General features: G+C 68.9%; 16 protein-coding genes and 4 tRNA genes. 7 read left to right on the forward strand and 13 right to left on the reverse strand.

The features are described from left to right. Positions 1–73: 73 nt before the first annotated feature. Positions 74–655 (reverse strand): HIT family protein, encoded by a 582-nt coding sequence (locus tag ACLBXX_RS01875; protein ID WP_387137681.1) that lies wholly within the window; start codon positions 653–655, stop codon positions 74–76. Further along, a complete protein-coding gene (gene thrS / locus ACLBXX_RS01880) occupies positions 652–2,646 on the reverse strand; it encodes a threonine--tRNA ligase (protein ID WP_447656566.1) in 1,995 nt (664 codons plus the stop codon). The genes ACLBXX_RS01875 and thrS overlap by 4 nt, the downstream gene beginning before the upstream one ends. A 481-nt stretch (positions 2,647–3,127) precedes the next feature. On the opposite strand from thrS, the gene ACLBXX_RS01885 reads away from it, so the two are divergent. Both ACLBXX_RS01885 and ACLBXX_RS01890 read left to right on the forward strand, forming a co-directional pair. Continuing rightward, positions 3,128–4,096 carry an alpha/beta fold hydrolase gene (locus ACLBXX_RS01885; RefSeq protein WP_447656567.1) on the forward strand — a complete coding sequence of 323 codons (969 nt, stop codon included), beginning with the start codon at positions 3,128–3,130 and terminating at the stop codon, positions 4,094–4,096. 21 nt (positions 4,097–4,117) lie between these two features. Then, positions 4,118–5,575: a hypothetical protein gene (locus tag ACLBXX_RS01890; RefSeq protein ID WP_447656568.1), complete on the forward strand. Its 1,458-nt coding sequence runs from the start codon at positions 4,118–4,120 to the stop codon at positions 5,573–5,575. Between the two features lie 48 nt (positions 5,576–5,623). On the opposite strand, the gene ACLBXX_RS01895 is transcribed toward ACLBXX_RS01890, so the two are convergent. Genes ACLBXX_RS01895 through ACLBXX_RS01910 form a run of 4 tightly spaced genes read right to left on the reverse strand, consistent with a single transcriptional unit; the run spans position 5,624 to position 10,173 of the window. Then, a complete protein-coding gene (locus tag ACLBXX_RS01895; protein WP_447656569.1) occupies positions 5,624–6,517 on the reverse strand; it encodes an alpha/beta hydrolase in 894 nt (297 codons plus the stop codon). A gap of 1 nt (position 6,518) precedes the next feature. Continuing rightward, on the reverse strand, positions 6,519–7,862 hold the full coding sequence (locus tag ACLBXX_RS01900) for a cytochrome P450 (protein ID WP_447656606.1): 1,344 nt from the start codon (positions 7,860–7,862) through the stop codon (positions 6,519–6,521). Positions 7,863–7,864: 2 nt separating this feature from the next. Beyond that, complete coding sequence (locus ACLBXX_RS01905) at positions 7,865–8,332, reverse strand: nuclear transport factor 2 family protein (protein ID WP_310290855.1); 468 nt, start codon at positions 8,330–8,332, stop codon at positions 7,865–7,867. Further along, a complete protein-coding gene (locus ACLBXX_RS01910) occupies positions 8,329–10,173 on the reverse strand; it encodes a peroxidase family protein (RefSeq protein ID WP_447656570.1) in 1,845 nt (614 codons plus the stop codon). The genes ACLBXX_RS01905 and ACLBXX_RS01910 overlap by 4 nt, the downstream gene beginning before the upstream one ends. 367 nt (positions 10,174–10,540) lie before the next feature. Between ACLBXX_RS01910 and ACLBXX_RS01915 the strand changes: the two genes are divergently transcribed. Next, on the forward strand, positions 10,541–12,961 hold the full coding sequence (locus tag ACLBXX_RS01915; RefSeq protein WP_447656571.1) for a GMC oxidoreductase: 2,421 nt from the start codon (positions 10,541–10,543) through the stop codon (positions 12,959–12,961). Then, positions 12,958–13,998 carry an alpha/beta fold hydrolase gene (locus ACLBXX_RS01920; RefSeq protein WP_447656572.1) on the forward strand — a complete coding sequence of 347 codons (1,041 nt, stop codon included), beginning with the start codon at positions 12,958–12,960 and terminating at the stop codon, positions 13,996–13,998. The genes ACLBXX_RS01915 and ACLBXX_RS01920 overlap by 4 nt, the downstream gene beginning before the upstream one ends. 9 nt (positions 13,999–14,007) lie before the next feature. Here the strand turns inward: ACLBXX_RS01920 and ACLBXX_RS01925 are convergent, their stop codons facing one another. Further along, a complete protein-coding gene (locus ACLBXX_RS01925; RefSeq protein WP_447656573.1) occupies positions 14,008–14,667 on the reverse strand; it encodes a DNA alkylation repair protein in 660 nt (219 codons plus the stop codon). Positions 14,668–14,708: 41 nt separating this feature from the next. Here ACLBXX_RS01925 and ACLBXX_RS01930 point away from each other — a divergent pair, with 41 nt between their 5' ends. After that, positions 14,709–14,921, forward strand: a complete 213-nt coding sequence (locus tag ACLBXX_RS01930) for a KTSC domain-containing protein (protein ID WP_447656574.1) — start codon at positions 14,709–14,711, stop codon at positions 14,919–14,921. A gap of 44 nt (positions 14,922–14,965) precedes the next feature. Here the strand turns inward: ACLBXX_RS01930 and ACLBXX_RS01935 are convergent. The 3 genes from ACLBXX_RS01935 to ACLBXX_RS01945 form a co-directional block, all read right to left on the reverse strand. Further along, positions 14,966–15,040, reverse strand: a tRNA-Val gene (locus ACLBXX_RS01935). A 24-nt stretch (positions 15,041–15,064) separates the two neighbouring features. After that, a tRNA-Cys gene (locus ACLBXX_RS01940) sits at positions 15,065–15,138 on the reverse strand. A gap of 56 nt (positions 15,139–15,194) precedes the next feature. Further along, a tRNA-Gly gene (locus tag ACLBXX_RS01945) sits at positions 15,195–15,267 on the reverse strand. A 155-nt stretch (positions 15,268–15,422) separates the two neighbouring features. On the opposite strand from ACLBXX_RS01945, the gene ACLBXX_RS01950 reads away from it, so the two are divergent. Continuing rightward, positions 15,423–15,498: transfer RNA gene (locus tag ACLBXX_RS01950), tRNA-Val, on the forward strand. A gap of 41 nt (positions 15,499–15,539) precedes the next feature. Here the strand turns inward: ACLBXX_RS01950 and ACLBXX_RS01955 are convergent. The 3 genes from ACLBXX_RS01955 to zapE form a co-directional block, all read right to left on the reverse strand. After that, positions 15,540–16,061, reverse strand: coding sequence for a type II toxin-antitoxin system PemK/MazF family toxin (locus ACLBXX_RS01955; protein WP_447656575.1), 522 nt, complete (start codon positions 16,059–16,061; stop codon positions 15,540–15,542). Positions 16,062–16,145: 84 nt separating this feature from the next. Beyond that, positions 16,146–17,387, reverse strand: a complete 1,242-nt coding sequence (locus tag ACLBXX_RS01960; protein ID WP_056367312.1) for an ammonium transporter — start codon at positions 17,385–17,387, stop codon at positions 16,146–16,148. A gap of 204 nt (positions 17,388–17,591) precedes the next feature. Further along, entirely contained in the window at positions 17,592–18,620 is a 1,029-nt protein-coding gene (gene zapE / locus ACLBXX_RS01965) for a cell division protein ZapE (protein ID WP_447656576.1), read from the reverse strand. Positions 18,621–18,806: 186 nt separating this feature from the next. Between zapE and ACLBXX_RS01970 the strand changes: the two genes are divergently transcribed. Then, the gene (locus ACLBXX_RS01970; RefSeq protein WP_447656577.1) at positions 18,807–19,712 is read left to right on the forward strand and encodes a sulfurtransferase; all 906 of its coding nucleotides are present in this window, start codon (positions 18,807–18,809) and stop codon (positions 19,710–19,712) included. The last annotated feature ends 26 nt before the right edge of the window (positions 19,713–19,738 follow it).

A 19,738-nucleotide genomic window follows, 5' to 3' on the forward strand; every position in this document is an offset into this window, starting at 1 on the left:
ACCACGATGCCCTCGGGTGATTCTGTGGGCTATTGCTCTGTGGGGGCGCCCTGTTGAGGAAGAGGCGCGGGACTCACGCGTTCCAGGCGTCGGACACCGCGCGGCGCACGTCGCCGAGCAGCTGAGGCAGCGCCTTCGTCTTCGCGATGATCGGGAAGAAGTTCGCGTCCGAGCCCCACCGCGGCACGATGTGCTGGTGGAGGTGCTCGTCGACGCCTGCACCCGCGACGTGGCCCTGGTTCATGCCGATGTTGAAGCCGTCGCAGCGCGAGACCTGACGGAGCACCCGCATGCCCTGCTGCGTCAGCAGGCCGATCTCGGCGACCTCTTCCTCGGTCGCCTCGTCGTACGTCGCGATGTGACGGTAGGGGCACACCAGGAGGTGTCCGGAGTTGTACGGGAAGAGGTTCAGCAGCGCGTACGCCGTGCGCCCGCGGAACACGATGAGACCGTCCTCGTCGGACTTGCGCGGCGCCGCGCAGAACGGGCACTCCTTGCGCAGCACCTCGGGTCCGGCCTGGATGTAGGCCATCCGGTGCGGTGTCCAGAGGCGCTGGAACTCATCAGGGACCCCGGGAAGCGTCGCGGCGTCGACGAGCGCCGGGTCCGCGGCATCCGTTCCCGGCACCGCCGACCCGACCTCGTCGTCACTCACGCGAAGTCCTCCGCCGTGTTGACCAGCGCGTGGGAGGCGATCGCGTCGCGGACTCGGCGGACGGCGTCGGCGATCGGCACGCCGTTCTCCTGCGAGCCGTCGCGGAAGCGGAACGACACGGTGCCGCCGGCCTGGTCCTGCGCTCCGGCGATGAGCTGGAGCGGCACCTTCTGCGTGGTGTGCGTGCGGATCTTCTTCTGCATGCGGTCGTCGGAGTGGTCGAGCTCGGCGCGGACGCCCTCCGCCTTCAGCTGGTCGATGACCTCGCCGACGTAGTCCGCGAAGTCCTCCGCCACGGGGATGCCGACGACCTGGACTGGCGACAGCCACACCGGGAACGCACCGGCGTAGTGCTCGAGCAGGATCGCGAAGAACCGCTCGATCGAGCCGAAGAGCGCACGGTGGATCATGATCGGCCGCTTCTTCTGGCCGTCGCGGTCCGTGTACTCGAGCTCGAAGCGCTCGGGCAGGTTCGGGTCGACCTGTACGGTCGACAGCTGCCAGACGCGTCCGATGGCGTCGCGGGTCTTGAGGTCGATCTTGGGCCCGTAGAAGGCGGCCTCGCCGGGCACCTCGGTGAGCTTCAGACCGCTCGCCATCGCGACGTTGCGCAGTGCGTTGGTGGAGTAGTCCCAGAACTCGTCCGAGCCGATCCACTTGTCCTTCTCGTCGTCGCGCATCGACAGCTCGAGCTCGAAGTCGTCCAGGCCGAAGTCGCGCAGCATCGAGATGACGAACTCGAGGACGCGGGTCGCCTCCTCCTCCAGCTGCTCGGGGGTGACGAACAGGTGCGAGTCGTCCTGCGTGAACCCGCGCACGCGGGTGAGGCCGTGCAGGGCGCCCGACAGCTCGTTGCGGTACACGGTGCCGTTCTCGGCGAGACGCATCGGCAGGTCGCGGTAGCTGCGCGCACGCTCCTTGTAGATCAGGATGTGCATCGGGCAGTTCATCGGCTTCAGGTAGTAGTCCTGGCCGTGCTTGGTGATCTCGCCGTGCTCGTCGCGCTCCTCGTCCATCACGATGGGCGGGAACATGCCCTCCTTGTACGTGACGAGGTGGTTCGAGGTGAGGAACAGGTCCTCCTTCGAGATGTGCGGGGTGTACACGTAGGTGTAGCCGCCCGCGATGTGGCGACGGCGCGCGTGCTGCTCCATCTCGCCGCGCACGACGCCGCCGCGCGGGTGCCACACCGACAGGCCGGAGCCGATCTCGTCGGGGAACGAGAACAGGTCGAGGTCCTTGCCGAGCTTGCGGTGGTCGCGCTTGGCGGCCTCCTCGAGGCGGCTCTGGTAGGCGCGCAGCTCGTCCTTGGTCGGCCACGCGGTGCCGTAGATGCGCTGGAGCTGGGGGTTCTTCTCGCTCCCGCGCCAGTACGCGCCGGCGATGCGCTGCAGCGCCCAGCCGTTGCCTATCATGCGGGTGTTGGGCAGGTGCGGCCCGCGGCACAGGTCCTTCCAGACCGTCTGGCCGTCGCGGTCGACGTTGTCGTAGATCGTGAGCTCGCCGGCGCCGACCTCGACGGAGGCGCCCTCGGTCTTCTCGGCTCCCCCGCCCTTCAGGCCGATGAGCTCGAGCTTGAACGGCTCGTCCACGAGCTCGACACGCGCCTCCTCGTCGCTGACGACGCGACGGACGAAGCGCTGGCCCTCGCGGATGATGCGCGCCATCTCCTTGTCGATGGCCTTCAGGTCTTCGGGGGTGAAGGGGTGCTCCACGCCGAAGTCGTAGTAGAAGCCGTCGGTGATGGGCGGGCCGATGCCGAGGTTGGCCTGCGGGTTGATGCGCTGGACCGCCTGAGCGAGGACGTGCGCCGTGGAGTGGCGCAGGATCGCGAGGCCGTCGGGGCTGTCGATGGTGACGGGCTCGACGGCATCCGTCTCCTCCACCACCGTCGCGAGGTCTTTCAGCTCGCCGTTCACGCGAAGCGCGACCACGGAGCGGTCGGGGAACAGGGCGAAGCCGTCGGCGGGATAGGGCACAGCGTCAGTCACGGAAACTCTCCTGGGAATGGCTCGGATTCAAGGCTACTCAGCTTCGGGCGCACGACGCGCCCTGCCCGCTCAGGCGCCGAGCGTTCGCGTGTCGGTCGTGCATGCCGTTGCGGCGGTCGACCAGACGAGTTCCACGCGACGAGTCTAGCCAGTGGTTCTCACGGGCCGGGTATCAGGGGTGCCCGACGCCGCTCCTGAACTTCGTGACGAGAGCGCGTGCCGGGCAATATGCTGACTCCGTCGTCGCCCGTGGGCCGGTCCCGCCTCGCCGCGACGATCTCCGTACGGCTGATGCTGGGGGGTCGATATGAGCGAGCACGAAGCCGCATCGACGGCGACGGTCCCCACGACCTCTCCACCCGCCGCTGGCGCGTCGGGCGGAGCCTCTGGTCGCGTGGGCCCAGCCTCGGAGGAACGCGTTCGACGGCCGTTGCGCTGCGGCGAGCCGACGATCTACGAGTTCGACACCGAAGACGCTGTGATGCTGAGGCTCACGCGCTTCGAGGGCGGTCGCAAGGGTCCGGTCATCCTGTCCCCCGGGTTCGGCACGTCGGCGTTCGCGTACACGATCGACACGACCGACACGAACTTCCCGGAGTACCTGTACGAGCGCGGCTACGACGTGTGGGTGCTCGACTACCGCGCGAGCCCCGCGCTGCCGTCCGGGGGCACCCAGTTCACACTCGACGACATCGCCGCCTACGACTACCCCGCCGCGGTCGCGAAGGTGCGTGACGTGTCGGGGGCGGACTCGGTGCAGATCGTGGCGCACTGCGTCGGATCGCTCACGATGCTGATGGCGCTCGGGCTGGGGCTCGAGGGGGTGCGCTCGGCGGTGGCGTCGCAGGTCACCCTGCACCCGCGGGGAGGCACGCTCAACGAGTTGCGCGCGGGGATCTACGCCGGGAACATCCTGCAGGCGCTGGGCTTCGACACGCTCACCACCGAGTTCGACGACGACCCGTCGTGGGGCGAGACGCTGTACGACAAGGCGCTCGCCGTCTACCCCTCCGGCGACGAGCCGTGCGACCGCCCGTTCTGCCGGCGCGTGATGTTCATGTACGGCGAGGTGTACGACCACGCGCAGCTGAACGACGCGACGCACGACCACCTCGAGGAGGCGTTCGGCGTGGCGAACATGACCACGCTTCGCCACATCACCAAGATCCTTCGCGAGGACCACGCCGTGAGCGCCGACGGAGACCACGACTACCTCGACGACGTGTCGGGCCTCCGCGTGCCGATCGCGTTCCTGCATGGCGCCGACAACCGCCTTTTCCTTCCCGAGGGCAGCGAGATCACCTACGACGTGCTGCGCGAGCGCAACGGCGACGAGCTCTACACGCGGGACGTGATCCCCGGGTACGCCCACATGGACTGCTTCATCGGGAAGGATGCCGCGCGCGACGTCTATCCCGTGATCACCGGCCGGCTCGACCGGCACAACTGATACGAGAACGAGGAGAGCGCCATGACATCGATCGACCCGTCCCCGGCCGAGGCCACGGCTGCCGCGACCCACCCGGCGCTCGCCGACCTCGCCGCGTATCCGTTCCTGTCCGCGCTCACCGAACGGCGCACGAGGCGCATCCCGCGGGGCTTCTCGGTGAACGCCGGCCCGCTCAGCCACGAGAGCCACAACTCTCCGGCGCCGCTGAGCAAGCTCGAGGAGGCGATCCTCATCACGTGCGTGACGGGGATCACCGGCATCACGACCCACGACGGACCGCTCGTCGAGAACAACGGGCTGGACGAGCTGGGTACGCCGTTCCTCAACATCATGGCCCGCACCGGCAGCAGCGCCGACAACGCGCAGGCCACCCACTTCTTCATGATCAACGACGACGGCATCTCCCTGCTCCGCGCGCCCCGCGGCGAGCGCGCACTCGAGCTCCTCAAGGATCTGCCGCCGAAGTGGGGCGACTGGAGCGAAGCCGACTGGATCGGCGCGGCCGATGAGTGCCTGGTGCGCGTGTCGGACCGCCGGCTCGACTTCCCGCGGGAGTGGCCCTACTACCTCGGCTGGAACAACCAGGCCTCCAACGCCCCGGGGACGACGATCTTCTTCCCGGTCGTCGACTGCACGTGGCAGTACATCAACGCGATCATCATCCTGCTCACCGAGCCCGGAGGCATGCGGCCGCTGTTCCTCGACGACTGGCGCAGCTTCCACCCGAAGAACGCGGTCGAGTGGATCGCCAAGATCGGCAGCGGGCTCGGGATCGGTCCGAAGATCCCCTACCACCCGATCGGCGGGCTCGACCGCGTGCGCAGCGGCTACCTCAACAAGGAGAGCCAGGCACCGCTCGGCTTCGGCGGCGCGCTGCGCACCGACTACGAGTCGTTCTTCTACTTCCAGAACCTCATGCTCCTCGGCCAGTCGATGGGGCTCGGCGGCTGGATCCACGGCTCTGTGTTCCCGCCTTACATCTGGCAGCAGGACGAGGCCAAGGGCTGGCACGGCCTGGGGTTCCGCCTCGAGGAGCCGAAGAAGCACCGCAAGTGGCCGCCGGTGCCGGCGTCGCAGGCGAACCCGGTCGGGATCGACGGCATCCTCGAGGGCCTCACTCCCCCCTACGTGTCGTCGATGGACGAGGCCGTCGACCGGGTGGTCGAGTCGAAGTACAGCGCCACCGGGCCGGCGTACGGCAACGAGAAGGTGTTCTCGAGCCCGTACCGCAACTCCGACGACGCGCGCGCCTTCCTCGAGAAGGGCACCCGGTTCGGTCCGGAGGAGATCGCGTACACGAAGGAGATCTGCAACTACATCTGGGACACCTACGGCCGGTTCCCCGCGCACGTGGATGCGTTCTACACGCCCGGCATGTGGCTGCAGTTCTCGCATCTCGAGATGGAGTACTACGACCGCTTCTTCGACCCGCGACAGTACACCCGTCAGGCGGCCCACGACTCGCTCTGGCACCCCTGATCGGGTGGGGTGGCCGCGAACGGATGCCGCGGCCGCCCGATTCCGAGCTCAGAGGTGCGCCGTGAAGAAGGCGGCGATGTCGTCGGCCTCCTTGCTCACGTACTGATAGCCCTCGTAGCGACCCGTCGACGGATACCGCAGGACGCCGAGCGAGTGCGGCGTGACCGAGGAGAACCCCTCCACGATGCCCATCTCGCCCCACGGGTCACCCGTGCCCTGGACATACTGCACGACGGTGTCGCCCAGCTCCCGTGCCGGAATCGCCGGGTCGTGGCGGCTGGGCAGCGGCGCGCGCAGGAACACGTAGACGAGGTCGGTGCTCGCCGCCGCGGCCGGTCCGAGCGGACCCAGCACGTCGCGCGCGAAGTTGCGGTTGAAGACCGGCAGCCGGGTGGGCTGCACCGCGAGCAGCGCCTTGACCGGCGGGCCGCCGGGGATCGCATACATGACGGTGTTCGCGCCGGCGGAGGTGCCGAGCGCGCCGATGCGGGCGGCGTCGACGTCGTGGCGGCCGCGCAGATAGTGGACGGCTCCGTTGAAGTCGCGCGCCTCCCAGCGGCCCATGGTGAGTGGCGGGCGCTTGCCGCTCTCACCGTGGTTGGACAGGTCGAAGAGCAGCACATGGATGCCCGCGTCGTGGAGCGCCTTCGTCGCGGGGAGGAAGTCGACGTCCCGGTCGACGAAGGGCACACGGCCCGCCGCGTTCCCGGTGCGATTCCAGAGCCAGCCGTGGACGAAGACGACGGCCGGCCCCGCCGCAGCGCCGGAGGGGACGAACCAGCCCTTCAGGTCGATGCCGTCGGTCGCGGTGAACGAGACGTCCTCGGCGTCGAGGCCGACGTCGGCGGGCGTGCGTGTGATCGGCTGGCGGTCCCCCCACACCATGAGCTGTGTGAGGTGCATGAGCTTGCGCAGCCCGCGCTCGCGCGTCACGTCCGCCATGTCAGCCCGCGACGGGGACGTGCTGGCGGAAGTTCACCCGCAGTCCGCTTGCGGGCAGCGGGAACAGCTCGTTGGTGAGCGTGAGGTCCTGATCGGGGATCGACCACTCCGCTGTGCGGAGCAGGAGCGTCAGGTACATCTTGACCGCGACAGTCACGATGTTCTCGCCCGGGCAGCGGTGGTGCGTGCTCTGGCCGTCGCCGTGCGGGACGTAGCTTCCCGGGGGCAGCGCGGCCTCGGCCTTCGCCTCGAAGCGGTCGGGGTCGAAGCGGTCGGGGTCGGGGAAGACGTCGGGGTTGCGCATGTTGATGTGGATGCCGCCCATCGCGCCCCACCCCTTCGGGATGCGGAAGCCTCCGACCTCCATGTCGGCCTGCACCCGGCCGAAGAAGGTCGCCGAGTTCATGGCGAAGTACCGGCGCACCTCCTTCGAGATCTGCTCGAGGTACTCCATGCGCTCGATCTGCTCCATGGTGATCGGTCCGTCCGGAGAGACCGCGAGAACCTCCGCGCGGGCGCGCTCCATGACGTCGGGGTGCTGCCCGACGATCATCGTGGTGAGCGTGAGCGGCACGAAATAGCCGCCCTGGCCCGCGAAGATCAGGTGACGGATGTCGCCGCGGAGCGCCTCGACCGGCACGTCGGCGTCGTTCGCGGCGACGATCATGCGAGAGACGATGTCGTCGTAGCCGCCCTGCTGGTGCTTCGCGAGGGCGTCGCCGATGATCTCGTCCATGCGCCGCCGACCTGCGATCGCCTTGCCGTACTTCGTGCCGGGGATCGGCACCGGCAGCGTCATGAACGCATCGCGCATGTTGGCGAGGTGGTGGTCGAGTTCTGCCGCGTGCTCCTCGCTGCGGTCGCCGGTGTACAGCGCCCCGGTGAGCCGTGCCGCGAACCGCTGCAGGTCCGCCCGCAGGTCGTGGCCGGTGCCGCTCTTCAGCCACGGATCGATGCTGCGCTCGAGGAGTTCCTGCATCGTGGGCAGGTACGACGCGATCGCGGACCGATAGCCGACCGCGCGCAGCATGACGGCCTTGCGCGTGTGGTGCTCGACGCCGTCGATCAGCGCGAGCGAGTTCATGAAGATCTGCTCGGCCGAGATCGGGTCCGCGTCACCGCGCACGATCCGCTCGTCCATCGCGAAGGTGTGGAACGCCTCGTGCCCCGAGAAGATCACGAAGCTGTTGCCGAACAGCCGCGTTCTGAAGATCGGTCCGTACTTCTCGATGCGGTCCTGGTAGAACCGGTGGTTGTTGCGCAGGATCGACAGGGTCTCGCCCAGCCAGGGCAGCCCGAACCGTCCGGGGGGCAGGGGCTTCTGCGCAGCCTTCGGCTTCGCCATCGTCACGTCGCCTTCTTCTTCGGCAGAAGCTTCATCGTCCATCCGAACCAGCGCGAGGAGCGGAACACCCAGTTGATCATCTGCTGGTTCCACTCGTGGAGCCAGTACTCCTTGATCAGGTGGTTCTCGTCGAGGATGAAGATGCCGGTGGCGCGCCCGTGGAGGGTCTTGACCGGCATCCGGATCTCGTACTTCAGGATGACGGTGGTGAACGTCTCGCCCGCGGTGATGTCGAGCACCTCGCCGACGAACATGCCGTCCTTGATGAACTGCGTGAGCCGGGTGTACAGCCCCACGATGTCGTCGGTCGTCCGGTAGTCGCCCGACATGTGGTTCTGACCCGGATAGTGGATGACGGCGTCGGGTGCGAGCAGCCGCCGGAACGCCGGCATGTCGGCGGCCATCAGCACGTCCCAGTAAGTGCGGATCAGGGTGAACCGCGCCTCGCGGTCCGCCTCGGTGACGGTCATGACACTCCCCTCATCCCCGCGGCGCTCGCCGCGGCCGATGCCGTGCTGGTGGCGCGTGCGGCTGTGGAGCCGACGACGTTCCACGGGGCGAATGCGTTCTTGACGCCGTCGAGCGACGGCGCGAGCTGCGGGTAGTGGCGAAGCAGCACCGAGGCCATCGTGTTGTCGGCGATCCACTGCATCCCCGTCTTCGTGTAGTACTCCTCGGTGTAGCAGTCGGTGATGAACCGGTCGCTCTTGAGCCGGCGGCTGGCCATGAGGATGAACACGCGGAACGCGGTGTCGCTGAACCCGAATCCCGGCGGAGGCGTCTCGGCGTGCATGCCCACCTGCAGATCGACCTTCTCGACGTCGCCGTACATGGCCTCGAGCTCCCGAGCCCACGTCGGGTTGTCGGTGAGCTCATCGAACGTCGCCGCGGGCTTCAGGTGCAGCTGACGGCGGAACTCGTTGTACCTCGGGACGCCGCGTTCGCGATCACGCATGACGTCGAGCGCGGCGAGGTCGAGGCGCAGCCCGTCGGGCAGCGTGATGTCCTGCATCCAGCGCGGGAAGTTGTGCAGCTGGACCGCCCCAGGATGCTGCACGCCGAACGAGTACCAGAGATCCTGGACCTTCGCGCCCGAGGTGAGCACTCGGTGGGCGTTGAGCAGGATGATCTCCTGGAACTCCATGCTGTCCACCAGCGAGCCGTCGTCGAGCGCGTGGACCTCGAGGGTGTCGGGCAGAAGCGGGTGGAGGCGGTACACCGCCGCGAACTCCTCGGTCAGTTGATACGGCGAGCCGTGGTGGTCGAACGCGGAACCCGGAATGCCGCTGATGACGTCGCTCTTGCTCAGGCGGCCGAACATGCGGTGGAGCTTCTCCTCCGCGAGCCCCCACCAGTTCGCCCGCATGGCGACCTTGAGCACGGGGTGCGCGATGATCGCGGGCGTCCACTCCACCGTGTGGATCTTGGCGAGGAGCGCCGAGACCACCAGCTGCGTGGTGCCGAAGAGCTCGTCCTCGGTCATGCCCGGGTAGTCCTTCTTCAGCCGATCGCAGATCGCGTTGTGCTCGAGGGTGAACAGCGTGTGCAGGAGGCCGAGGCCCACCCACCAGTTCTCGCTGAACCCGGTCAGCGCAACCCCGGTGGCGGGGTCGAGCGGCAGGTTCCCGTCCTTGAGGACGAGCTTTCCGTCCACGTGGCTGCGCACCTGCTCGCGCCGCTCGGGAGTGCTGCCGTAGATCGACGACGCGTCCCACCAGTGGGAGTTGTTGTTGATGAATGTCGGAGGCAGGTCCCGGTCGGCGTCCGTGCGGGTGTCGTCCGCCTTCGTGCGCGGGATCCGCATCGGCTGCTCGAACCAGTCGTCGCCGTCGGCGACGTCGATCTCGATGACGTCGGCGGGCTCCCTGCCGTGCGCGAACCAGTCGTGCGTCTGGAACTGGATCCAGGCGGCGGCGAGGAGGTTGATCGAGGTCGCCGGGGTGAACGTCTCGCGGCGCATCAGCTTCCGGCTCACCTCCCGTGGGTTCGGTGTCATGAGCTCGTCGCCCTCGGCGGGCCAGGCGTGCGCCAGCGGCACGTTGCGCGCGAACCGCGTGCCCGCCTTGCCCATGTCGGGATCGCCCAGGTCGTTGAACGAGCCGTCGGCGGTGCGGAACCGCCGACGCTCCTCGCCGGCCGTAGCCGGGGTCACGCCGGGTGCACGGCCGGATCCGCCCGGCGTGCGGGTGTCGACGAGGTTCTCCTCCCGCAGCTCGTCGCGCAGCGCGATCAGGTTGAGCAGGCCCAGAAGGAAGGGAAGCCGATACCACGGCCTCGTGCGATTGATCCGTGCGTAGAAGCGTCTGAGCACCTTGGGTCTCCTCGTAGCCGGCGGTTAACGCGGGAGGGCAGGTCCGTGGATCTGCCCGAATCATAGTGAAGAGAGCACGCACGGGCCATCCTTCGTACATGCGCTGCGCAGATCTTTCGGAAGTCCTGCTCCGCAGCATGACTCGGGGCGTGAGGCATCCGTTGCGGCGCCGTCGCCGGGATCACTAGTTTGAGTGCCGAGGGGGTGGTTCCGGGGCGACGTATCTTCTGCGGCGCGCGGGACTCCTCCGGTGTACGACCGTCTCCACCGAGTGTGTCGCCGAGCCCCGCAGAGAGGGAGTCGATGATCCGTACGCAACACGAGAACGACCAGAGGCACGCCGAGCTCCGTACGGAGGTGGCTTGACATGCCCGCGGCCGAACACGTCGACGCGGTGGTGGTGGGCTCCGGATTCGGGGCATCGGTCAGCGCCTACCGACTGGCCGAAGCGGGCCGCTCCGTCGTGCTGCTCGAGCGGGGACGCGCCTATCCGCCGGGGAGCTTCGCGCGCAATCCGTACGAGATGAGCCGGGCGTTCTGGGAGCCGAAGGACGAACTGCTGGGCCTCTTCGATGTGCGCTCCTTCCGCAAGCTCGAGGGCATCGTGTCGGCCGGCCTCGGCGGCGGATCGCTCATCTACGCCAACGTGCTCCTGCGCAAGGACGAGCGCTGGTTCGTCCACGATTCGCCGCTTCCCGGCGGCGGGTACGAGCACTGGCCGATCGGCCGCAACGACCTCGACCGGCACTATGACGCCGTCGAGGCGATGATGACGCCGGTGCCCAACCCGTATCCCGATCTCCCCAAGGCGCGGGCGCTGCGCGACGCCGCCGAGACCTTGGGACTGCAGGCCTTCTCTCCCCCGCTCGCGGTGTCGTTCTCGTCGAGGCCCGGAGCCGAGGCGATCCCGAAGCAGGTGATCGATGTCCCCTCGTACGGCAACCTGCACAACGCGACGAGATTGACGTGCCGGCTGTGCGGCGAGTGCGACATCGGCTGCAACGAGGGGTCGAAGAACACCCTCGACCACAACTACCTCTCCGCCGCGGCCGCGCACGGCGCCGAGCTCCGCACCCTGTGCGAGGTGTACGGCGTCACGCCGCTCGACGGCGGCGGGTACGAAGTGCGCTACGTGCGGTACGGCGAGCCTGACGCGAGCGGCCGTCACGAGCGCACGCATCTGCGCATCACCTGCGACCAGCTGTTCCTCGGCGCGGGCACGTTCGGCACCACCGCGCTGCTGCTGCGCAACAGGGTGGCGCTGCCTGCCCTCGGGCGCGCGCTGGGAACGCGCTTCAGCGGCAACGGCGACCTGCTCACCTTCTGCTTCGGCGCGCAGTCCACGACCGAGGCCGGGCATACGAGGATGATCGACCCGGCTTACGGGCCGGTGATCACGACCGCGATCCGCAAGCCGGATGGGCTGGACGAGGAGGGACAGGGCCGCGGGTACTACGTCCAGGAGGCCGGCTTCCCCGAGTTCACCAGCTGGCTGGTCGAGACGGCCCAGGTCACGGCGTCGATGCGCCGCGCTGCCGGCGTCGTCTCGCAGATGGTCGCGCATCGGCTGACGAACAAGAACGAGTCCACCATCTCGGCCGAGGTCGCCAAGCTCGTCGGCCAGGGGCGGCTGACCTCCAGCTCTCTGCCCCTGCTCGGCATGGGCCGGGACACGCCCGACGGACGCATCACGCTCGTCGACGGCGAGATCGACGTCGAGTGGACCACCGCGACCAGCAAGGCGTACTTCGATGCCATGCGGGAGACCATGCAGGGCATCACCGAGTCGCTCGGCGGCAAGTTCCGCGACAACCCGCTCTGGTGGACGAAACGCGTCGTGACCGTCCACCCGCTGGGCGGCACGCCGATGGGCCGCGCTCCCCAGGAGGGCGTCGTCGACAGCTGGGGCGAGTCGTTCGGCCACGCCGGGCTGTTCGTCGTGGACGGCTCCGCCGTGCCCGGCCCCGTCGGGCCCAACCCCTCGCTCACGATCGCCGCGATGGCCGACCGCGCCCTCGAGCACGCCCTCGAGAAGCCGAAGCCCCGACGTCGGCGCGCTGCGGCGGACTCGGCTCCCGCGCCGGTCGTCGAGGCGCCCGCGGACCCGGTCGCCGGCCGTGGCATGGAGTTCACCGAGAAGATGAAGGGCCACCTGGCTTTGGGCGAGACCGATCCGCTCGCCGGCTGGGAGCTCGGACGCCAGCTCGCGCAGCGATTCATGTTCCAGCTCACGATCACCGCGCCGGATGTCGAGCGCTTCGCGGCCGGTGAGGATCACACCGCGATCGCCGAAGGGTACGTCGACTGCGACCTGCTCGGCGGACGGCTGCCCGTGCAGCGCGGATGGGCCAACCTGTTCGTGACGGCGGAGGCCGCCCTCACCCGCGAGATGCGCTACCGGCTCTGGTTCAGCGACCTGTCCGGCCAGCCGCTCACGATGTACGGCTTCAAGACCGTCCGCAACGACCGCGGGTTCGACATGTGGACCGACACCTCCACGCTGTACATCACCCTCATGCGCGGGCACGTCCCGCCGGGCGAGAACGGCGCGCAGGATGCTCCGGCCGACGTGATCGGCGCCGGCATCCTGCGCATCCTGCCGCTCGATTTCGCGCGTCAGCTGACGACCTTCCGCGGGTCGGGATCGGGTCCGCTCGGCTCGATCGCACGCTTCGGGGCGTTCTTCGCCGGTTCGATGAAGGACGTGTACCTGCGTCCAGGACCGCCCGCACCCGGGACTGTTCCGGCCGCGGTCTCGTCGGCGTCGCCGGCGGAGGACGGATCGTGAGGGCGACAGCGCGCTTCCGGCATCACGACGAGGTGCACTTCATCGACGCGGGCGACGGCGTGGCGATCACCCTCATCAGGGTGCGCACCGACACCGGGCCCACGAAGGGGCCGGTGCTGCTGCTGCACGGCGTCGCGATGCGCGCCGAGTCGTTCCGCCCTCCGGTCGCCCGCACGCTCGTCGACGCGCTTCTCGATGACGGCTGGGACGTGTGGATGCTCAACTGGCGCGGCTCGACCGATCTCGACCCGCGGCCGTGGACGCTCGACGACGTCGCGCTGCACGACGTCCCCTCCGCGGTCCGCCACGTGCTCGCGGAGACGGGCGCCTCGTCGCTGCGGGCGGTGGCCCACTGCCAGGGATCGACCGCGCTCAGCATGGCGGCGGTCAGCGGGCTCGTGCCCGAGGTCGACGTGATCGTGTCGAACGGCGTCTCGCTGCACCCGGTGATGCCGACCTTCGCACGGGTGAAGCTGCATGCGCTCCGACCCCTCGTCCAGCTGACGCAGTCGTACGTGGACGTCCCCTGGCGCGACGGACCCGAGGGCGCGCTTCCTCGAGTGACCCGCAACGCCGTGCGCATGTGGCACGCCGAGTGCGGCAACGCGAGCTGCAACATGGCGAGCTTCGCGCTCGGATCAGGACACCCCGCGCTGTGGCGGCATGCGAATCTGGATGCCGCGACCCACGACTGGGTGGCGACCGAGTTCGGCCGCATTCCCATGAGCTTCTACGCGCAGCTCGCGGCGTCCGACCGCGCCGGGCAGGTCGTGCCGATCCGCGCCAAGGGCGGACTCCCCGTCAGGTTCACTGCCACGGCTCCCCGGACAGAGGCCCGTTTCGCGCTGTTCACGGGAGCGGAGAATCGCGCGTTCCTCCCCGAGAGCCAGCGGAAGACCCACGCCTACCTCGAGCGGCATCAGCCGGGCCGGCACTCGCTCACCGTGCTCCGCGGATACGGCCACGCCGACGTCTTCCTGGGCGCGCGTGCTCACATCGACGTGTACCCGCGGGTCCTCGCCGAGCTGAACGCGTGACCGGCGCGGTCAGAGGTGCTTGAGCGCCTCACGGCGTGACAGCGGGCTCAGCGCGTGCCCGTCGACGTACTGCCGGACCCATTCCGGCGCGACGCGGGCGTATTCGCGCAGCGCCCACCCGATCGCCTTGCGGAGGAAGAACTCGGGGTCGGCGAGGTTCGGCTCGATCGTGTCGGCCAGCAGATCCGGATCGACGCGGTCACCTCGGCCCAGCTGCGACAGGATCGCGATGCGCCGGATCCACAGGTCGTCATCGTGCGCCCAGGCTCGCGCGAGGACGCCGGTCGAGGCGGGGCGGGCGTCGTGCAGATCGGCGAGGCGGTGGGCGAGCTCGTCGGTGAAGTCCCACCACTGTCCCGTCCGCACCATGTGTTCGACGAGCGGCACGAGCGCCAGGTCGCCGCGCAGCGGGCGCATGGCGAGCAGCGCGAGGGCGGCATACCGCTCTTCGCGGTAGCCGGCGGCGTCCCACAGCTCGAGTGCGGTCGCGCGCAGGGTCGCAGCATCCATCCCCTTCGCCGCCCGCTTCGCCACGAGCCGCGCGTCGGGGACGCGGACGCCGAGGAACGGCATGGCCGACTTCATGTACGTCTGCTGTCCCGGCGCGCGCTCCGGGTCGGCGACGGTCCGCAGCTCGGCGCGGATGCGGGCGGCGAGATCGTCGGTCACGCCGACCACGGTAGCGCGGCCCGTCCGCGTAGCCTGAAGCCGTGCGACGACACCGTCTGGATTCCGCGGCGATCGCGTCGGCCGGTTACGACGCCGACACGGCCGTGCTCGAGCTCGAATTCACGTCGGGCGACGTGTACCGCTACTTCGCGGTGCCGCCGTCCGTGCACCGGGCGCTGCGCGACGCCGACAGCGCCGGCAGGTTCTTCCGGGAGCGGATCAGGGACGTGTACCCGTCGGAGCTCATCCGCTGAACCGCCGTGAACGGCAAAACCCCCGCCGAAGCGGGGGTTTCAGGTGGTGCGCGATACTGGGATCGAACCAGTGACCTCTTCCGTGTCAGGGAAGCGCGCTACCGCTGCGCCAATCGCGCCCGTGAAGGGCTATTCAATTCGAGTGGAGGTGGCGACGGGATTCGAACCCGTGTAAACGGCTTTGCAGGCCGGTGCCTAGCCGCTCGGCCACGCCACCGCGTGTGGTTTGACCCCACGTGCCGTGACCTCTTCGTAAAGAGGTCCCTGCACTCGAGCGGATGACGAGACTCGAACTCGCGACCCTCACCTTGGCAAGGTGATGCGCTACCAACTGCGCTACATCCGCATTTTGTTTCCGGCTTGTTCACCCGGGCACTTGAAAGACTCTAACCGATCCTGAGCGTCCTGCAAAACCGAGTGCACCCCGCGCGTGTCTCGCCGATGTGGTTCGAGGCACGCCCCGGCATCCGGTAAGGTTGTTACTCGTCCCCCTCGGGGAACGGGCGATTGGCGCAGTTGGTAGCGCGCTTCCTTCACACGGAAGAGGTCATCAGTTCGAGTCTGGTATCGCCCACCACCACACAAGACCCGGTCACGAATGTGATCGGGTCTTCTGCGTCAGTTGCCGACGTCCCACCCGTAGCGGCGGTGGAGCGCGTCGGCCACGCGCACGAACCGGTTCAGGTCGAGAGCGGATGCCTCGCGCCGCATGCCCTCGCGATGCACGCTGTAGAGCTGCTCGATGTCGATCCACGACGGCCGCCCCTGCGCGTCCCACTCCCCCGTGCCCAGCGCGAGGAAGTCCCGGTCGCCGTCGTGCGGCTTGCTGGTGAGCCGGACCGCGTAGACGCGGTCGGCGCTCTGGCGCGCGATCACGAGGAGCGGGCGGTCCTTTCCGCGGCCGTCGTTCTCGGCGTACGGCACCCAGGTCCAGATGATCTCGCCGGCATCCGGGTCGCCGTCGTGATCGGGTGCGTAGGTGATCCGCAGGGCTCCCCTGCCGGGAGGTGCGACCTCCACGGTCGCCGTCGGCCCGCTCCGGCCCTCCTCGGGTCCTGGTGCGGTCCTGGAGGGCACCGCCGTCCGGCGGGGCCGGAAGATGCCGCTCAGGATGCCTCGCAGCCCGGTTCGCTGTGTCACATCGTCACCCTAGCCAACGCCCGGACACGGCGAAGGCGCCGTGGCGTTGCCACGGCGCCTTCGGATCCGGGGGATCCGTCCGGATCAGACGCGCTCGTCCAGGAGGTAGCCCTCCTCGCCGTGCACGACGGTGTCGACGCCGGCCAGCTCGTCCTCGTTCTTGACGCGGAAGCCGATCGTCTTCTCGATCACGAAGCCGATGACGAAGGCGACGATGAACGAGTAGAGCAGGACGCCGACGGCGGCGATCACCTGCACGATCAGCTGGTCGGGACCGCCGCCGAGGAAGAGGCCGGTCTCGGTCGCGAAGAAGCCGAGGTAGATCGTTCCGAAGAGGCCGCCGACGAGGTGGATGCCGACCACGTCGAGCGAGTCGTCGAAGCCGAGCTTGAACTTGAGCTCGATGGCCAGGGCGCAGATCGCGCCGACGAGCACGCCGAGCAGGAGCGCCCAGCCCGGGGTCAGGTTGGCACACGCGGGGGTGATCGCGACGAGACCGGCGACCGCACCCGAGGCGGCACCCACCGACGTGGGCTTGCCGTCCTTGAACTTCTCGACGACGATCCAGCCGATGACGGCCGCGGCGGTCGCACCCAGCGTGTTGATCGTGATGAGGCCGACGTTGCCCATGTCCTCCGACAGCCACTCCGCGCCGCCGTTGAAGCCGAACCAGCCGAACCACAGCAGCGCGGCGCCGAGGAGCGTCAGCGGCACGTTGTGGGGCTTGAGGATGCCCTTCTGGAAGCCGATGCGCTTGCCGAGCACCAGAGCGAGCGCGAGGGCCGCGGCACCCGCGTTGATGTGCACCGCGGTGCCGCCGGCGTAGTCGATCACGGCCACGCCGCTCTCCTCGCCGAACATCGTCGTGCCGAGGTTGTAGATCCAGCCGCCGCCCCACACCCAGGCCGCGACCGGGAAGTAGACGAGAGTGGCGAACAGGCCCGCGAAGATCATCCACGCGCCGAACTTCGCGCGGTCGGCGATCGCGCCCGAGATCAGGGCGACCGTGATGATCGCGAACGTCGCGCCGTAAGCGGTGCCCAGGAGGCCCACGTTCGCGCCCTCGCCGCTCGACAGGCCCGAGAGGCCGAAGTCGCTGAACGGGTTGCCGGCGAAGCTCCAGGTGCCGTCGACGACGCTCATGTTGGCGCCGTAGAGGATCCAGAGCACGCCGACCAGGCCCAGCGCGCCGAAGCTCATCATCATCATGCTGACGACGGACTTGGCCTTGACGAGACCGCCGTAGAAGAACGCCACACCGGGCGTCATGAGAAGGACTAGGGCGGTTGCGGTGACCGCCCAGGCGATGTTGCCGGGTGCGTCCATGGGGTGATACCTCGCATCGGGTCGGTGACATGTCCACGAGGCGTCACGGGGGTCCGCCTTGTGCTGACCACAGTTTTGCGAGGGCCGGTTTCACCCGCCGTGCGTACCGTGTTTCGCGATGGTTACGTCGACCCCTGTGATGTAAACATCAGATTTCGGCGGGGCGAGAGCCCGCCGCGAAGAGGCGCCGGTCGACCGGGTGCATCACGCGAGGGTCGATGCCACCAGCCGCGAGACGGCGCGCAGGTACTTCTTGCGGTAGCCGCCGGCCAGCATCTCCTCGGGGAAGACGAGGTCGAGCGACGAGCCCGTCGCGCGGATGGGCAGCTGGGCGTCGTAGACGCGGTCGATGAAGGCGACGAACCGCAGGGCCGCCGACTGATCCGTGAACGGCGCCACATCGCGCAGTCCCACCAGCGCCAGATCCTCGATGAGGCGGATGTACCGGGACGGGTGCACGTGCGCGAGGTGGGCGACGAGCGCGTCGAACGTGTCGTCCGACGCGAGGCCGGTCGCCGCGGCATCCGCGATCGCCGCCTCGTACTGCGGCTTCTCGAGCACGACGGCGTGCCCGTCGACCGCGCGGTGGCGGAAGTCGGTGCCGTCGATGCGGATCGTCTGGAAGCTCGAGGCCATCGCGTGGATCTCGCGGAGGAAGTCCTGCGCGGCGAACCGCCCCTCGCCGAGTGCATTGGGAGGGGTGTTGGATGTCGCGGCCAGCCGCGTCCCCGAGCCCACGAGCTCGGCGAGCAGACGTGTCATGACCATCGTGTCGCCCGGGTCGTCCAGCTCGAACTCGTCGATGCAGAGCAGGTCGGCGCCCCGGAAGAGCTCGACGGTGTTCTGGTAGCCGAGCGCGCCGACGAGTGCGGTGTACTCGATGAAGGATCCGAAGTACTTCCTGCGGGCGGGCATCGCGTGATACACGGACGCGAGCAGGTGGGTTTTGCCGACGCCGAAGCCGCCGTCGAGGTAGACGCCGGGCTTGAGCTCCGGGCGCTTCGCGCGCCGGAACAGGCCGCCCTTGACCGGCGCGGCGGCGCCCGAGAAGGCCTGGAGCAGATCCTTCGCGCCCTGCTGCGAGGGATAGGCGGGGTCGGCGCGGTAGGTGTCGAACGTCGCGTCGGCGAACTGGGGCGGCGGAACGAGTGCGGCGACCATCTCGGCGCCGGCGAGCTGCGGAGTGCGCTCCGCGAGGTGGACGACGCCGGTGCGGGTGGTGGAGACGGTCATGCGGATCCTGCTTCGGAATCGTACAGAGGGCCTGTGACGGAGTCTTACAGAAGTGGTGTGTCGCCCCGCCCGGGAATCTAGGGTCGGAGGCGACGGTTCAACCCTAACCGTCAGCCGTGCGCGCCCGTCCTCGCTTGACGCGGGATGACAGCAGCCGGAGTCCTCGCACCCGATCCAGGAGTTCCCATGACCGTCGAGACCGACGCCTCGTCCGAGAAGTTCGCCGAGTACTCCGAGCCGGGGCGGCTCGTGACGGGCGACTGGCTCCAGGCGCGCCTCGGCGAGCCGGGCCTCGTCGTGGTCGAATCCGATGAGGACGTGCTGCTGTACGAGACCGGGCACATCCCCGGCGCCGTCAAGGTGGACTGGCACACCGAGCTCAACGACCCCGTCGTGCGCGACTACGTCGACGGCGAGGGCTTCGCCGAGCTCCTCAGTCGCAAGGGCATCTCGCGCGACGACACCGTCGTCATCTACGGCGACAAGAACAACTGGTGGGCCGCCTACGCGCTGTGGGTGTTCTCCCTGTTCGGGCACGAGGATGTGCGCCTCCTGGACGGCGGACGCGACAAGTGGATCGCCGAGGGGCGGCCGATCACGACGGATGCCTCGACCCCCGCGCCGACCGACTACCCGGTCGTCGAGCGCGACGACTCCGTGCTGCGGGCCTACAAGGACGACGTGCTCGCGCACCTCGGCAACGGACCGCTCATCGACGTGCGCTCCCCCGAGGAGTACGACGGCTCCCGCACGTCGGCACCGGCGTACCCCGAGGAGGGTGCCCTGCGCGGCGGGCACATCCCGTCGGCGCAGAGCGTGCCGTGGGCACGCGCGGTCGCCGAGGACGGCGGCTTCAAGCCCCGCGCCGAGCTGGACGCCATCTACCGCGGCGAGGTCGGGCTCGCGGACGGCGACGCGATCGTCGCCTACTGCCGCATCGGCGAGCGGTCGAGCCACACGTGGTTCGTGCTGAAGCACCTCCTCGGCTTCGAGGACGTCCGCAACTACGACGGCTCGTGGACCGAGTGGGGCAGCGCCGTGCGCGTGCCGATCGTGGCGGGTGCGGAGCCGGGCGAAGCGCCCGCTCGCTGAGCCGCAGCATCCACGCATGAGAAAAT

This window comes from Microbacterium sp. C23T (assembly GCF_053345975.1).

Bases quoted from the DNA above. Each gene is read 5' to 3' on its own strand.
- ACLBXX_RS01895 (WP_447656569.1), bottom strand. From the start codon at position 6,517: ATGGCGGACGTGACGCGCGAGCGCGGGCTGCGCAAGCTCATGCACCTC.
- ACLBXX_RS01900 (WP_447656606.1), bottom strand. From the start codon at position 7,862: ATGGCGAAGCCGAAGGCTGCGCAGAAGCCCCTGCCCCCCGGACGGTTC.
- ACLBXX_RS01915 (WP_447656571.1), top strand. From the start codon at position 10,541: ATGCCCGCGGCCGAACACGTCGACGCGGTGGTGGTGGGCTCCGGATTC.
- ACLBXX_RS01890 (WP_447656568.1), top strand. From the start codon at position 4,118: ATGACATCGATCGACCCGTCCCCGGCCGAGGCCACGGCTGCCGCGACC.
- ACLBXX_RS01960 (WP_056367312.1), bottom strand. From the start codon at position 17,387: ATGGACGCACCCGGCAACATCGCCTGGGCGGTCACCGCAACCGCCCTA.
- ACLBXX_RS01885 (WP_447656567.1), top strand. From the start codon at position 3,128: ATGCTGAGGCTCACGCGCTTCGAGGGCGGTCGCAAGGGTCCGGTCATC.
- ACLBXX_RS01905 (WP_310290855.1), bottom strand. From the start codon at position 8,332: ATGACCGTCACCGAGGCGGACCGCGAGGCGCGGTTCACCCTGATCCGC.
- zapE (WP_447656576.1), bottom strand. From the start codon at position 18,620: ATGACCGTCTCCACCACCCGCACCGGCGTCGTCCACCTCGCGGAGCGC.
- ACLBXX_RS01970 (WP_447656577.1), top strand. From the start codon at position 18,807: ATGACCGTCGAGACCGACGCCTCGTCCGAGAAGTTCGCCGAGTACTCC.